This is a genomic window from Desulfomicrobium baculatum DSM 4028 (assembly GCF_000023225.1).
Lineage (GTDB): Bacteria > Desulfobacterota > Desulfovibrionia > Desulfovibrionales > Desulfomicrobiaceae > Desulfomicrobium > Desulfomicrobium baculatum.
The window spans coordinates 3,750,078-3,765,191 of sequence record NC_013173.1; the positions used below are offsets into that span (position 1 = coordinate 3,750,078).

General features: G+C 59.4%; 11 protein-coding genes. 4 read left to right on the forward strand and 7 right to left on the reverse strand.

Going from position 1 to position 15,114, the window contains the following annotated elements; genetic code table 11:
* Positions 1–123 precede the first annotated feature (123 nt).
* Positions 124–2,640 carry a preprotein translocase subunit SecA gene (secA, locus tag DBAC_RS16585; RefSeq protein WP_015775477.1) on the forward strand — a complete coding sequence of 839 codons (2,517 nt, stop codon included), beginning with the start codon at positions 124–126 and terminating at the stop codon, positions 2,638–2,640.
* 279 nt (positions 2,641–2,919) lie between these two features.
* Here the strand turns inward: secA and DBAC_RS16590 are convergent, their stop codons facing one another.
* From DBAC_RS16590 to DBAC_RS16620, 7 genes are all read right to left on the reverse strand, one after another.
* Positions 2,920–3,759: a glycine betaine ABC transporter substrate-binding protein gene (locus DBAC_RS16590; protein WP_015775478.1), complete on the reverse strand. Its 840-nt coding sequence runs from the start codon at positions 3,757–3,759 to the stop codon at positions 2,920–2,922.
* Positions 3,760–3,775: 16 nt separating this feature from the next.
* Positions 3,776–4,612, reverse strand: coding sequence for an ABC transporter permease (locus DBAC_RS16595; RefSeq protein WP_015775479.1), 837 nt, complete (start codon positions 4,610–4,612; stop codon positions 3,776–3,778).
* Complete coding sequence (locus DBAC_RS16600; protein ID WP_015775480.1) at positions 4,609–5,802, reverse strand: quaternary amine ABC transporter ATP-binding protein; 1,194 nt, start codon at positions 5,800–5,802, stop codon at positions 4,609–4,611. The genes DBAC_RS16595 and DBAC_RS16600 overlap by 4 nt, the downstream gene beginning before the upstream one ends.
* 137 nt (positions 5,803–5,939) lie before the next feature.
* The gene (locus tag DBAC_RS16605) at positions 5,940–7,067 is read right to left on the reverse strand and encodes a PAS domain S-box protein (protein WP_015775481.1); all 1,128 of its coding nucleotides are present in this window, start codon (positions 7,065–7,067) and stop codon (positions 5,940–5,942) included.
* Positions 7,068–7,288: 221 nt separating this feature from the next.
* Positions 7,289–8,665 (reverse strand): sigma-54-dependent transcriptional regulator, encoded by a 1,377-nt coding sequence (locus DBAC_RS16610; RefSeq protein WP_015775482.1) that lies wholly within the window; start codon positions 8,663–8,665, stop codon positions 7,289–7,291.
* A complete protein-coding gene (locus tag DBAC_RS16615) occupies positions 8,662–9,888 on the reverse strand; it encodes a two-component system sensor histidine kinase NtrB (RefSeq protein ID WP_015775483.1) in 1,227 nt (408 codons plus the stop codon). Before DBAC_RS16615 ends, DBAC_RS16610 begins: the two co-directional genes overlap by 4 nt.
* On the reverse strand, positions 9,888–11,030 hold the full coding sequence (locus tag DBAC_RS16620; RefSeq protein WP_015775484.1) for an iron-containing alcohol dehydrogenase: 1,143 nt from the start codon (positions 11,028–11,030) through the stop codon (positions 9,888–9,890). Before DBAC_RS16620 ends, DBAC_RS16615 begins: the two co-directional genes overlap by 1 nt.
* A 495-nt stretch (positions 11,031–11,525) precedes the next feature.
* Here DBAC_RS16620 and DBAC_RS16625 point away from each other — a divergent pair, with 495 nt between their 5' ends.
* The 3 genes from DBAC_RS16625 (at position 11,526) to DBAC_RS16630 (ending at position 14,841) form a co-directional block, all read left to right on the forward strand.
* Positions 11,526–12,707 carry an iron-containing alcohol dehydrogenase gene (locus tag DBAC_RS16625; protein ID WP_015775485.1) on the forward strand — a complete coding sequence of 394 codons (1,182 nt, stop codon included), beginning with the start codon at positions 11,526–11,528 and terminating at the stop codon, positions 12,705–12,707.
* 59 nt (positions 12,708–12,766) lie between these two features.
* Entirely contained in the window at positions 12,767–12,919 is a 153-nt protein-coding gene (locus DBAC_RS19260) for a hypothetical protein (RefSeq protein WP_153304568.1), read from the forward strand.
* A 200-nt stretch (positions 12,920–13,119) separates the two neighbouring features.
* Entirely contained in the window at positions 13,120–14,841 is a 1,722-nt protein-coding gene (locus tag DBAC_RS16630; RefSeq protein ID WP_015775487.1) for an aldehyde ferredoxin oxidoreductase family protein, read from the forward strand.
* The last annotated feature ends 273 nt before the right edge of the window (positions 14,842–15,114 follow it).

A 15,114-nucleotide genomic window follows, 5' to 3' on the forward strand; every position in this document is an offset into this window, starting at 1 on the left:
TTGTCATTGTAAAAAATCTGCCCTAGTGCGTGAACTCGGGGCATTGGTCCGATTTCTAGCCGGAGCACCCGCCCCCGGCAAGAGACTCTTTTATCCCCCAAGACCAGCGAGTCGGGAGTATTCATGATCGGTTATTTGACCAAGAAAATATTCGGTTCCAGAAATGACAGGTATCTGAAAACCTTGCTGCCCACGGTGGCCAGGATAAACGCCCTGGAAAAGGAGATGCAGGCCCTGTCCGATGCCGAGATTCCGGCCCGCTTCGCCGGATACCGGGAGGAAGTGGCCGCTGGGCGCGAGTTTGAGTCCCTGCTGCCTGAAGTGTTCGCCCTGACCCGCGAGGCCAGCAGGCGGGTGCTTGGCATGCGCCATTTCGACGTGCAGCTCATGGGCGGCATGATCCTGCACCAGGGCAAGATCGCGGAAATGAAGACCGGTGAGGGCAAGACCCTGGTCGCGACCCTGCCCGTGGTTTTGAATGCCCTGTCCGGCAAGGGCGTGCACGTGGTCACGGTCAACGATTACCTGGCCAGGCGTGACGCGGCCTGGATGGGCCAGCTCTACACGTTCATGGGGCTGACCGTTGGCGTCATCGTGCACGGCCTCTCCGACGCCGAGCGTCAGGAGGCCTACGGCGCGGACGTGACCTACGGCACCAACAACGAGTTCGGGTTCGACTACCTGCGCGACAACATGAAGTTCTACAAGCATCAGCTTGTGCAGCGCCCGCTCAATTTCGCCATCGTCGACGAAGTGGACTCCATCCTCATCGACGAGGCCCGTACGCCGCTCATCATTTCGGGACCGGGCGAGAAATCGACCACGCTCTATGCGCGGGTCAATTCCATCATACCCCGCCTGACGCGCGACGATCACTTCACCATCGACGAAAAGGCGCGCACCGTCGTGCTGACCGACGAAGGCGTGGTGCACTGCGAAGAAATCCTGGGCGTGACCAACCTCTTCGACCCGGCCAACATCACCCTGCAGCACCACATCCTGCAGGCCCTGCGCGCCCACTACCTTTTCACCCTTGATGACCACTACATCGTCAAAGACGGGCAGGTGGTCATTGTCGATGAATTCACCGGCCGGCTCATGCCCGGACGGCGCTTCAGCGACGGCCTGCACCAGGCCCTGGAGGCCAAGGAAGGGGTCAAGGTCGAAGCCGAGAATCAGACCCTGGCCAGCATCACCTTCCAGAACTTCTTCCGCATGTACAAGAAGCTCTCCGGCATGACCGGTACGGCCGATACCGAGGCCGTCGAGTTCCAGCAGATCTACGGGCTGGAAGTCGTGGTCGCGCCGCCGAACAAGCAGATGGTGCGCAAGGATTTTCCCGACGTCATTCTGAAGACCCAGGCCGAAAAGTTCGGGGCCATCGTGGAGGAGATCAAGGGCCTGCACGCCAAGGGCCAGCCGGTCCTGGTCGGCACCACCTCCATCGAGAAATCCGAGTACATCTCCACGCTGCTCAAGAAGAAGGGCGTTCCGCATGAAGTCCTGAACGCCAAGTATCACGAGAAGGAAGCCGAGATCGTGGCCATGGCCGGTCAGAAGGGCCGCGTGACCATCGCCACCAACATGGCCGGCCGCGGCACGGACATCGTGCTGGGCGAGGGCGTGCGCGAGCTTGGCGGATTGCACATCCTGGGCTCCGAGCGCCACGAGAGCAGGCGCATCGACAACCAGTTGCGTGGCCGCGCCGGGCGTCAGGGCGACCCCGGCTCCTCGCGCTTCTATCTGGCCCTGGACGACACGCTCATGCGCCTCTTCGGCTCCGAGCGCATCGCAGGGATCATGGAAAAACTTGGCCTGGAGGACGGGCAGACCATCGAGAACCCGCTCATCTCCCGGTCCATCGAAAACGCCCAGAAGCGGGTCGAAGGGCACAACTTCGAAATCCGCAAGCAGCTCATCGACTACGACAACGTCATGAACCAGCAGCGCGAGGTCATCTACTCCCTGCGCCGCGAATTCATGATCGCCGAAGACCTGCAGCCCACCGTGGAAGAGTTTGTCGACGATCTTCTCTCCCAGGTCTACGAGCCTTTGGACAACAGAAAGGGGCAGGCCGAATCCCTGGAGGAAGCGCGGGGCATGATCCGCTCCAAGTTGGACGAGATCTTCGCCATGGAGCGCATGGCTCCGGGCGGAAAATTCATGGAGAAGGAGGAGGCGCGGGCCGCCATCCTCTCCGTGCTGGAAGAGCATCGCTCCCTCGCCCCGGACCAGTACCAGGAAATCCTGCGCTTCTTCCTGCTCGACGCCCTTGATCGCAACTGGAAAGACCACCTCTTGCAGATGGACTACCTGAAGGAAGGCATCGGCCTGCGCGGATACGCCCAGCGCGACCCCAAGCAGGAGTACAAGCGAGAGGGCTTTGAGCTCTTCGAGGACCTCATCTTCCGCATCCGCGAGAACACCATGAAAGCGCTCACCCACCTGCGCATCGAGGCGGTCAAGCAGGAGGAGCTCAAGCACGAGGAGCAGGAAGACGTGAAATATGTCGGCGGCAACGAACCCGCCGACAAGAAGCCGGACACCGTGCGGCGGGTCGACCCCAAAGTCGGCCGCAACGACCCCTGCCCCTGCGGCAGCGGGCAGAAATACAAGAAATGTTGCGGAAAGCTGGCCTGACCAGAAAACCCCGGTGCGAGCCGGGGTTTTCGTTTGTGGGGGAAAGGAAGAATGCCCCCGGCGCACGAGGGACCCGTAGGGGCGAAAAATCTTTCGCCCCTCTCTTCTTCGGCCATCCCGCAGCGTAACAAAAGGCAGCGGGGGCGAAAGATTTTTCGCCCCTACGGGGGGTCGGCATCGTCGTCGAACCTCGCATTTCCCGGCTGGATAAAAAAGAACGGCGCAGGCCGGGGAGCATACCCCGGCCTGCGCCGTTTAGCGTCGTGTTTCTGTCCGCCGTTACTTGCCCATCCAGCCCTTCACGGTCTTGGGATATTCCTTCAGGAAACGCTGGGCGTTTTCTTCGGGGCTTCCGCCTTCCTGGTTCCAGGCCATGACCATCTGCAGCTGGGCCGGAGAATCCCACTTGAAGTTGGAGAAGAAGGCATGAACTTCAGGCATGTCCTTTTTGAGACCCTTGCGCACGATGGCCTCGATCTGTTCTTCGCCACCCAGGACACCCTTGGGGTCTTCCAGATATTTGAGTTCCCACTTGCCGAACATCCAGTGCGGGGACCAGGCGGTGACGACCACCCACTCCTTGTTCTTGATGGCATTGTCCAGGGCCGCCGTCATGGTCGCGCCGGAGCCTTCCATCAGTTCGAGCTTGTCCAGCTTGTAGTCGGCCATGGCCTGCTCGGACAGCTTCATGAGCCCGGCGCCCGGGTCGATGCCGATGATCTTGCCGCCAAATTTGTCGGCGTTGGCGTTCAGCTCCTCAATGGAGTCTATGGTCACGTAGGCCGGCACGGCCCAACCCAGCTTGGCCCCGCCGGAGACGACGGACACCTTTTCGACCTTGTCCTTGACCTTGGCATAATAGTCGGCGTGGGTCACGGGCAGCCATGCGGTGACCATGGCGTCAACGTCGCCGGTGCCCAGGGCCTGCCACATGGCTGCCGCGGCCACAGGCAGGGTCTCGACCTCATAGCCCATCTCTTCCAGGGCGGCCTGGGCCACCGCGGTGCTGGCCGTGGCGCAGTCCCATTCAACGTAGGCCAGGCGGACCTTGCCCTTGGCGGCCAGGGCCGGTTGGATCAAAAGCATCAGGCATGCGATGGTGAGTAGAATTTTTTTCACAGGTAACTCCTTTGTTTTAGTTTTCTTTTCGGGTGCCAAGCTTCTGCAGCACCCGGTCCAGGATCATGGCCACAATGACGATGGCGATGCCCGCCTCGAATCCGCGTCCCATCTGCAGGCGCTGGATGGCTTTCCAAACTTCGCCGCCCAGACCCTTGGCGCCGATCATGGACGCGATGACGACCATGGACAGGGCCAGCATGACTGTCTGGTTGATGCCGGCCATGATGGTCGGCGCGGCCAGGGGCAGATCCAGCTTGTACAGCCGCTGCATGCGAGTCGCGCCGAACGCGGTGGAGCATTCCACAAGTTCCGCGGGGATCTGGCGGATCCCCAGGCACGTGAAACGGATCGCCGGCGGCATGGAAAAGATGACGGTGGAAAAAATGGCCGCAGTCTTGCCCAGGCCGAAAAAAGGGATGGCCGGGATCAGGTAGACAAAGGCGGGCATGGTCTGCATCACGTCGAGGATGGGCATGACCACTCTGTATGTGCCCTTGCTGATGGCTGCGCAGATGCCCAGCGGCACGCCGATGGCGATGGCGCAGAGCGTGGCGACCAGGACCAGGGCGATGGTGCTGACCGTGGCGGTCCAGAGTCCCATGTTCCAGATCAGCGCCAGGCCAAGGGCGCTGCCCAGGGTGAGTTTGCGCTCCTTGGTCAGGAACCATACACCGGCGCCCACCAGCACGATGAACACCGGGATGGGGATGAGCAGCAGTCCGCTCTCCATGGCCCCAAGAAGCATCTCGACAATTTCGGCGCTGGCTTTGGTGATAAAGGACAGATGCTCGACCAGAAAGTCAATGCCCGTCTCGATGACCTCGCCTACCGGAAGTTTGTACTCGTTCATGCGGCACCTCCTCTTTCAGCCAGGGCCGCGACCAGAGTGCCGCGCACAATGACTCCCTTGAACTTGTTTGCTTCGTCGACCACGGCCAGGGGATACGGCAACTCCGCCATGATGGTGAAAAGATCCTGGGCCGGCGTTTCCGGATACACGGTCTTGATGTCCGTACAGATGGCCTCGGTCAGGCTCCCTTCGCCGCGCTGGGCCAGGATGGCGGCAGCATCGGCGGACACGATGCCCACCAGACGATGCGTGTGGTCGACCACGAAAAGATGGGCGATGTTGTGCTTGCGCATCTTGCGCAGGGCCGCGCGGGGACCGTCGGTGCGCAGATAGGCTACGGCCTCGCTGTGCTTCATGACGGACTCGGCGGTCAGGACCTTGGTGATGTCCACGTCCTCGACAAAGCGCGCCACGTAATCGTCGGCGGGATGGGTCAGGATTTCCTCCGGCGAGCCGATCTGCACGATGGCGCCGTCCTTCATGAGAATGATGCGGTCGCCGAGCTTCAGGGCTTCGTCCAGATCATGGGAAATGAAGACGATGGTCTTTTGCATCCGTTCCTGCAGGTTGATGAGTTCGTCCTGCATGTCGCGGCGAATGAGGGGATCGAGCGCGCTGAAGGCCTCATCCATGAGCAGGATGTCCGGGGAAAGGGCCAGCGCCCGGGCAAGCCCGACACGCTGCTGCATGCCGCCGGACAACTGGCGCGGGTATGACGCGCCCCATCCGTCAAGGCCGACCAGGGAGAGGGCCTCGTCGGCGAGCTTCAGGCGCTGCTCCTTGTCCATGCCTTGAATCTCAAGGCCCAGGGCCGCATTTTCGAGCACTGTGCGGTGCGGAAAGAGGGCGAAATTCTGAAAGACCATGCCCATCTTGCGCTGTCGCAACTGGCGCAGTTCGTCTTCACCCATGGTCAGGACGTCGCGCCCGTCGATGAGGATCTTGCCCGCGGTGGGCGTGATCAGCCGGTTCAGACAGCGCACCAGCGTTGATTTTCCGCTGCCGGACAAGCCCATGACAACCACGATCTCTCCTTCATGCACTTCGAAGGTGGCGTTGTTCACGCCCACGCCGTGCTTGATGGAGGACATGATGTCGTCCTTGCTTTTGCCCTGGGACAGCATCTCCAGAGCTTTTTTTGGGTTGGGGCCGAAAATTTTATACAGACCTTCAACATATATTTTTGCCATTCAAACTCCTTGGCTAACATTGGCAAAGTGCGCGTTTTTGCGCGCCTTTTTGCAGCATTGGGTAGACTAGGGGAAAAATGCGGAAGATCAAGGGGAGGGAGCGGGGATGTATCGGGTATGCATGGATACCCGATAACCTAAAATGGAGGGTGCTGTTGCACGAAGGCGGAAAGAGAGATCGGACCGCCTTTGAGCCCGAGCTTGCGGCGAATGTTCTTGCGGTGCGTCTGCAGGGTTTCAAAGGAGATGCCGAGTTCTTCGGCGATGGCCCGGCCTTGCCAGCTCTGCTGGATGAGACGGCAGATATCCATTTCGCGGGGAGTCAGCCTGGCAAAGAGATTTGCGGATTCCGGCGCGGTCACGCCCATGTCGGCGATCTTTTCTTCCAGGGCCGACCTGTAGGCTTGGCGTACGAGGGGGGAATCCTCAAGTGCGATACGCTCCACCGTTGGCAGCACTTCTTCGCGGACCTGTTGCACCAGCTCGTCTTTGAGTTCTTGGCGCTCTTCTTCCACGTTGCGCAGAACCTGTTTCAAGGCCGTGTTCATGTCCGCGACTGCCAGCCTGCTTTGGGCCAGGTCACGTTCCAGGGCGATGCGTCCGCGCAGGTCGCGCATCATGAATTGAAACAGGCGCACTTCCCCCACGCTCAGACATCGAACGCCAAGCTTGACCGGTGTTTCCTGGCCATCCGGTCTGAGGGCGGTGAGGGCTCCGCGCCAGGATGCGCCATTTTTCAGCGCTCTGGCCGAGGCCAGGATTCGCGCCTCGTCCACGGCGCGCAGGATGCTTCGGAAACTGGTTCCGGTCAGGGGCTCATCTCCTCTGCCATACAGGGAGTGGGCTTTGCGGTTGGCCGCAAGGATGCGGAATTGTCCATCCGTGAGCAGGATGGCATCGCGCGCGTCGTTGAACACGGCGTTGAAAACGGCGTAGTCCAACGTGGCGGCAGAGGGTTCGGGACTGTCCGCAGCGAGAATGCCAAGCTGTGAGGAGATCCCCACGGTGACCAGGACACCTCCCGCCGGCGCAAGAGTCCTCGGCAGCGGGATGATCCGCAGGCTCACGGGTTGGCCCGAAGGTCCGGTCAGGGTGTGGGTGGTTTCAGCGGAAAGGCGGGCCAATAGGAGCTCTCCGTCCGGGCAGTCTATGCCCAGGGCGTCGCACAGTGATGTGCCGGGAGACAGGTCCCATTCCTCGAACTCTCCCGCGTGCGCTTCGACAATGCGCCCTTTGGCGTCGCAAAAGAAGAATACCGTCGGCATTGGTGAATCCCCTCGAGTTTTTTGCCGCGGTTCCGGCCAGGCGTGGGCCCGCCGGGACGCAGCGAAATTTTTCGATCCGCCCCAGGCTAGAGGATGCCGGAAAAAAACACAACAGTCGTAAGCGGTTATTGCGTGTCGTGTTTTTTACCGGTTTCTCTCGTTGCCCTGCTGCCGGTCGCACTCCGGGGATGTTTTCCGCATCGGGTCAAAATGATCCGGCGTTATTTGCTCAGGAAGTTGGCATTTTGCGTGCCCACTTCGGTCAGCCTGTACTCTTCGAGCTTTCTGTACAGCGTCTTGCGTCCGATTCCCAGGACCTGGGCCGCGCGGGATTTGTTGCCCTGCACGGCATGCATGACCATGCTGATGTGCGAGCGTTCCAGTTCTTCGAGGGTCGAGAACCCCTTTTCGCGCGGGTTTTGGCAACTCTTCTGGCAAAATGGCAAGGCCTGGACGTTTATGATGTTGTTCTCGGCCAGGATCATGCCCCGCTCAATGATGTTTTTGAGCTCGCGCACATTGCCGGGCCAGGGGTTGTCCATGAGCTGTTGCATGGCTCGCGGAGATATCTTGTACTCCTGTCCGTCCTTGGCCAGGGAGACGAGAAAGTATTCGACCAGGGCCGGGATGTCTTCGCGGCGTTCACGCAGCGGCGGCAGCTCTATATTGAAGACGTTGATGCGGTGGTAGAACGCGTCGTGAAACCGGCCTGCCGCAACCTCCTTCTCCAGGTCCTTGTTGGTGGCAAAGATGAAGCGCACGTCCACGCAACGCTCCTCCTTGTCGCCCACGCGGCGGAAATGCTGGGTTTCAAGTACGCGCAGGAGCGCGCCCTGCAGCTCCAGGGTCAGTTCGCCGACCTCGTCGAAGAAGAGCGTGGCCTTGTGCGCCAGAGACAAGAGCCCGTCATGACTGCGGTCCGCTCCGGTAAAGGCCCCTTTGCAGTAGCCGAACAGCTCGCTTCTGAGCAGTTCCTTGTCGAACGTGCCGCAGTTTTTGATGATGAGTGGCTGGTCCGCGCGCCTGCTTTTGGCGTGCAGGGCCGCAGCGGCCACGTTCTTGCCCGTGCCGCTTTCGCCGGTCAAAAGAACCGGCACATCGGTCGGCGCGGCTTTTTCGATCAGATAGCGGACATCCTGCACGGACTTGGAATGGCCAATGAACTTGGGCATGGATTTGTGTTCCGAATTATGGCGCAGCAGTTCGTTTTCCCGCTGCAGCCGGACCCTCTGGTAGGCCTTTTCGATGACTTGTTCCATGCGATCCAGGGAAAAGGGCTTGGTGATATAGTCGTAGGCCCCGTTTTTCATGGCCTGAACTGCGTTGTCCACGTCGGCGTAGCCGGTGATGAGGATGATGGCCACGTTGGGCACCGTTTCAAGCAGCTTGGTCATGAGTTCAAGCCCATTGGCGTCAGGCAGGCGGATGTCCAGGATGATGATGTCGTAATAATGCTTGTGCAGGTGCTCAAAAGCCTCTTTCGCGCTGCCCACGGTGTGGATGGTGCGGCCAGGCGAGGCCAGTTCGCGGGAGAAGAGCTTGCGTATGTTTGACTCGTCATCCACGACGAGGATTTCAATGGAATTGAAGATGCTCATGTATCCAGATCCTTGTTGTTGGCTGAAAATCCTGTCGGGAGCATGACCCGAAAGGCGGAACCCTTGCCGGGTTCGCTGCAGACGTGGATTTCCCCGCCGTGCATTTTGATGATGTTGTAGCAGATGGACAGGCCGATGCCGATGCTGTGCCCTTTGGTCTTGGTGGTGAAGAACGGGATGAAGAGCTTGTCCAGGGTTTCCGGGGGGATGCCCTGGCCTGTGTCCTCGACGATCAGCGCCGCGCGGTCGGGTCTGTCCATGCTGGTGCGGATGGTGATGCTTCCTTTTGACTCAATGGCGTCCATGGCGTTGAGGACGAGGTTCAGGAGGACCTGCTTGAGTTCTCCCTGAGCGCCACGGATGGTCACCGGTTCCGGGCACAGATCCTGATGCAGGGTGATGCCTGGGTGCAATTTGATCTGGTGGTGCAGGATCTTCAAAGACCCAGCGACCAGAGAATTTAAGTCTATCGTATTGAATTTGCATGTTTTTTGACTGCTGAACGAGAGCAGATTCCCGACAATGTCCCGGCACCGGTTGCATTCTTCGAGGATGGTGGTCGTATAGTCCGTGAAATCTTCCAGGATTCCCTGTTCCGTGTCCTTGTCCAGCAGGGTCCCGAGGTAGGGCAGACGGCGCTTCAGGGCTTCGGAAAAGCCGCTGATGGCCGCCAGGGGGTTGTTGATCTCATGGGCCACGCCTGCGGCCAAGAGGCCGATGGTGGCCATTTTTTCGGCCTGGTAATACTTGGCCTGATACTCTTTTTCCATGGTCACGTCGCGCTTTGAGACAAGGACCGTGCGTACATGGCTCTTGTCGTCGAACATGGGCGAGGCCACGACTTCGAAGTGCAGGCTGCGGTCCGGCCTGTGGTCTATATATGATGCCCGGTCGGGCTTCCCGGTTTGCAGGGCCGTGCGCAAGGGGCAGACTTTGCAGGGCTCGGAGCCTCCCCGAAAGACCTGATAACAGAAGAGGCCTTCCGGATGCGGGATGTCGAAATAGTCGTGGAAGACTTTGTTGACGTAGACAATGCGGTAATCCGGCGAAACCACTGCCAAAAGATCCATGATTCCGTTCAGGATGTCCTGGATTTCCTGCTTTTTTCTTTCAAGCTCCGCGTTGTAGGTCTCCAGCTCGCCCATTTTTTCCTGCACTTCGCGGAAAAATCCGAGCTTGGTATATTCAGGCCCGACGATGTCGCTGAGCGTGGTCTTGCCCATCACCAGACCTCCTGGCAGATGGCCAGTAATTGCTCGGCCGTGGCCGGGCGGGGATTGGTCAGCAGGCAGGCGTCCTTGGTGGCCATCTCGCAGATCTGGGGGAAAGCGGACTCGTCGTCCACAATTTCCCGGAAATGAACCGGCGCGCCGAGTTCCAGAAAAATCTCTTTCAGACGTTTGATGCCCCCTTCGGCGGTTTGCAGGGAGGAGGACAGACGCTTGCCGAGGACAATTTCTCCGATGATGGCCATCTTTTCTTCGCAGGCGGGCAGGTTGTAGCTCATGACTGCCGGGAGCAGCACCGGGTGAACCATCCCATGCGTGGTATCGAAAAATCCGCCCAGGGAATGGGCAATGGCGTGGCAGGCACCTAGGCTGGCGTTGCTGAAACTCATACCTGCGCACACGGCGGCCATGGACAGGTTTTCCATGGCCAGGGGGTCGCGGGTTTTGAGCGCGGGTTTGAGGTTGTGCAGAATGAGATGCATGGCTTTCAAGGCCTGGGTCTCGGTCAGCGTGTGTGCGATGAGCGAGACGTAGGATTCCACCGCATGGGACAATGCGTCCACAGCGGACGTCACGACGAGGTCGTCGCTGGCCGTGGAGAGCATATCCGGATCGATGATCGATACGTTGGGAGTCAGGGAGCGGCTGATCAGCGACATCTTCACCTTGCGCGTGACATCGGTGATGATGGCGAATTGGGAAATATCCGAACCGCTCCCGGCCGTGGACGGCAGGAAGATCATGGGCGGCAAGGGCCTGATGATCAGGTTTGCGCCTTCATAGTCCTGAATCGTGCCGCCGTTGCTGGCCACGGTGGCTACGCCCTTGGCCATGTCGAGCGGGCTGCCCCCGCCAAGACCAATGACCACGTCCGCTCCTTCCGCCTTGTAAAGGTCCGCGCCGAGATGCACTTCGTAGTCACGCGGGTTGGAACTTACATTTGAATAGTACACCCATTTCAAGGCCGAAGCCTCAAGAACCCCGATGAGCTTGCCGACCCAGCCGCTGCGTTCGAGGCCCGGATCACTGACGACGAAGACCTTCTTGGCTCCGAGTTGCAGAGCGTACGATCCTGTATATTCCATGCTGCCGTGCCCGAAAATGATTTCTGGCAGAGAGAACTTTCTTATATCCATATCTTCTCCTCGCGACGGGGTTGTCTTCGTGATCCGGGGGTGGTCCAACTGCTCTTGCTGGTGCATCGTGCAAGAACACGACCGCTTGCTCTTGGCTGCCAGACGAGTGGCCTGTTTTTAACGAAGACATTCAATGTATTGAAAATAAAAAGAATATTGTTTGCGATTTTGAGCATGCTATCCAACATTGCGAAGACTGGCAAAGATGGTTTTTGGGGCCAAGAGGCATGATGAGTCATTTTGACTCAACTGTGCTGAAAAGACCAGGATCAAAGTGATACAAAACGGGGTGGGCTTTAAACGCATGAGCAGGGCGTTCTTTCTTTCCAGGGAGGGAGTGCAAGGTTATGCGATTTGATTTCGGCATGTTGCGTTAAATAATACGAATTTTTCACGTTTTCCGACAGTCTGGCCTCATTCTTGCCTTAAGGGGAATCACGAGAGTTAATTGAGTGGATTCTATTTGAGTTAAACAATCTTTAGCGAGGTGCAATCATGGCTGTTCAAGAAATGGTGTATGGATTTTTCATTCCCAGCGTTACTCTGATCGGTATTGGTGCTTCCAAGCAGATTCCTGAGAAAATCAAGGCTCTGGGCGGCAGTAAGCCCCTGGTAGTTACCGACAAGGGCATCACCGGCTGCGGTCTGACCAAGCAGATCACCGACCTGCTGGATGCCGCTGGAATGAAGTATGAAGTATACGACGAAACCATTCCGAATCCCACGGATAACAACGTCCACGCTGGTGTCGACGTGTACAAGAAGACCAAGTGCGATTCGTTGATCTCCCTGGGCGGCGGCAGCTCGCATGACTGCGGTAAGGGTATCGGCCTTGTTGTTGCCAACGGCGGCAAGATCCATGACTTCGAAGGCGTGGACAAGTCCACCAAGCCCATGCCTCCATATCTGGCCGTCAACACCACCGCCGGCACCGCTTCTGAAATGACCCGTTTCTGTATCATCACCGATACTTCCCGCAAGGTGAAGATGGCCATCGTCGACTGGCGCGTCACCCCCGGCATCGCCATCGATGATCCGATGCTGATGGTCGGCATGCCCCCGGCGCTGACTGCCGCCACCGGCATGGACGCTCTGACCCACGCCGTGGAAGCCTATGTTTCCACCATCGCCACCCCCATGACCGACGCCTGCGCCCAGAAGGCCATCGAACTGATCGCCAAATACCTGCGCAAAGCCGTTGCCAATGGTAAAGACATCGAAGCCCGCGAAGGCATGTGTTTCGCGCAGTACCTGGCCGGCATGGCTTTCAACAACGCCAGCCTCGGTCACGTCCACGCCATGGCTCACCAGCTCGGCGGCTTCTACGACCTGCCGCACGGTGAATGCAACGCCATCCTGCTGCCCCACGTCGAACGCGCCAACATGAACGCCAGGCTCGAACGCTTTGTCGACATGGCCAAGTTCCTGGGCGAGAATGTTGAAGGCATGTCCATCCGCGCCGCTGCCGAAAAGGCCCTCGACGCCATCAAGCAGCTGTCCACCGACGTCGGTATTCCTTCCGGCCTGATCGAGTTGGGCAAGCGCTACGGCAAGAACGTCAAGAAGGAAGACATCGCCATCATGACCGGCAATGCTCAGAAAGACGCTTGCGGTTTCACCAACCCTGTCTGCCTGAAAGACGCCGACGTTGCTCGCATTTACGAGGCTGCCCTGTAATGAACACGTGCGCGCCGGTTATCCGGCGCGCTTTTTTCCGACAGAGAACGGAGGTGCGCATGTGGTTTGACGATGCTTCGCTGCTTTTGCTGGAAGAGGCGGATTGGAAAGTCAGCCTTGAGCGCGATGAGGTCGGGGCCACTGTGCGCGATGAAGATTTTCTGGAAGCGGCCAGATTCGACGAAACGTGGTGTGCGAGCCCGTTGTTTTGAAATGGGAACGCATGCACGCCGGGTCATTTTGATCCGGAACCGAAGCGTGAGACTGCCGTAATTTATGATGCCAGTAACTGGGGCAGGGTTGGGGGTTGGCATTCCTCCCAGCCCTGTCTTTTTTTTGGAGTTATGTCTTGGCGGGCATCATGGCTGCCCGCTAAACCCTTATTACTCGGATTAATGATCAAGGAGCATGCATGAAAGTCCTACGCATCAATACCAGAACCAAGAGCTTCAAGTTTGAAGAACTCGGCGAGCTGGCCGGTCTTGGAGGCCGCGCCCTGACCTCCAGAGTGGTCAACAAGGAAGTCCCGGCGAACTGTCACCCGCTTTCCGCCGAAAACAAGCTTATTTTCGCGGCCGGCGTGCTGGCTCCGACCAACGCCGCCAACTCCGGCCGTGTCTCCGTCGGCGCCAAGTCGCCCCTGACCGGCGGCATCAAGGAAAGCAACTCCGGCGGCCAGTTCGCGCACACCCTGCCCAAGCTGGACCTCCTGGCCGTCATCCTCGAGGACAAGCCCGAGGCCGGAAGCCCCATGCAGGAGATCTTCATCTCCGCAGACAAGGTCGTGTTCAAGGATTCCGCCGTGGTCGGCATGCGCAACTATGCGGCCCAGGAAAAGCTCCTGTCCGCCTACGGCGACAAGTCCGTGACCGCACTGATCGGACCCGCCGGCGAGCAGTGCCTGTGCGCCGCCACCATCCAGTTCTCCGATCCGGAAGGCCTGCCCTCCCGCTCCGCCGGTCGCGGCGGCCTGGGCGCGGTCATGGGTTCCAAGGGCGTCAAGGCCATCATCCTTGACGGCGAAGCCAACGCGAAGACCGTCTATGGCAACGAAGAACTGTTCAAGGAAGCCCGCAAGGAATGGGTCGACGTGCTGCGCACGCATCCCGTCACCAGCCAGGGCCTGCCCGGGTTCGGCACTGCGGTGCTGGTCAACGTCATCAACGAGGCCGGCGCGCTGCCGACCAAGAACTTCCGCATGGGCAAGTTCGACGGCGCGGAGAAGATCTCCGGCGAGACCCTGGCCGCCAATATCGAAAAGCGCGGCGGCAAGACCAAGCACGGCTGTCACACCGGCTGCGTGATCCAGTGCTCCCAGGTTTACCACGGCAAGGACGGCAAATACCTGACCACTGGCTTCGAGTACGAGACCATCTGGGGCTTCGGCGCGAACCTCCTCATCGACAACCTTGACGACATCGCGCAGATGGACCGCACCTGCGACGAAATAGGCATGGACACCATCGAGATGGCCAACACCATGGCCATGGCCATGGAAGGCGGCGTCTTGGCCTGGGGCGACAGCAAGGGCGTCCTGGCCGAACTGGACAAGGTCGGCTCCAAGGATCCACTGGGCCGCATCTACGGCAACGGCACCTCCTACACGGCCAAGGCTTTCGGCGTGGACCGCATCCCCGTGGTCAAGAACCAGGCCCTGCCCGCCTATGACCCGCGCGCAGTCAAGGGCGTCGGCGTAACCTACGCCACCACCCCCATGGGCGCGGACCACACCGCCGGCTACGGCGTGTGCCAGAACGTGCTCAAAGTCGGCGGCGACGTCGACGGCCACAAGAACGAAGGCAACATCGAACTGTCCAAGAACCTGCAGATCGCCACTGCGGCCGTCGATTCCCTGGGCCTGTGCCTGTTCGTGGCCTTCGCCATCCTGGACGACGCCCGCGGCGTGCCCTGCATGGCCAAGCTGATTACCGGCCTGACCGGCAAGGAAATGAGCGTTGACGAGATGATGGGCATCGGCGTGAACTGCCTCAAAGACGAGCTGGATTTCAACAAGCGCGCCGGCTTCACCGACGAAGACGACCAGCTGCCCCGCTTCTTCCGCGAAGAACTCCTTGCTCCCCATAACGTGGGCTGGGGCTACTCCACCGAGGAACTGCAGGCCGCCAAGGTCTAGGATTTTTAACCCTTGTCCCGGAGGCGCTGGCCTCCGGGACAAGACTTCGGGACTGAAGCATACTTGCAGCGATGGCTGGAAGATGCACCGGAAAGCACTGCATCCACTGGGATCAGTGACACGGTTGTGAACACGCGGCGCACTCATCGTCTCGAAATACACGCGCCTCTAAATATGTCAAAATAGGCATGTTTATTAATAGTTAAGTCACGACTCACCGAATGGCGTCACGACCAAACCGGGCAGCCTTGAAGACGGAAAACGCATGATCAC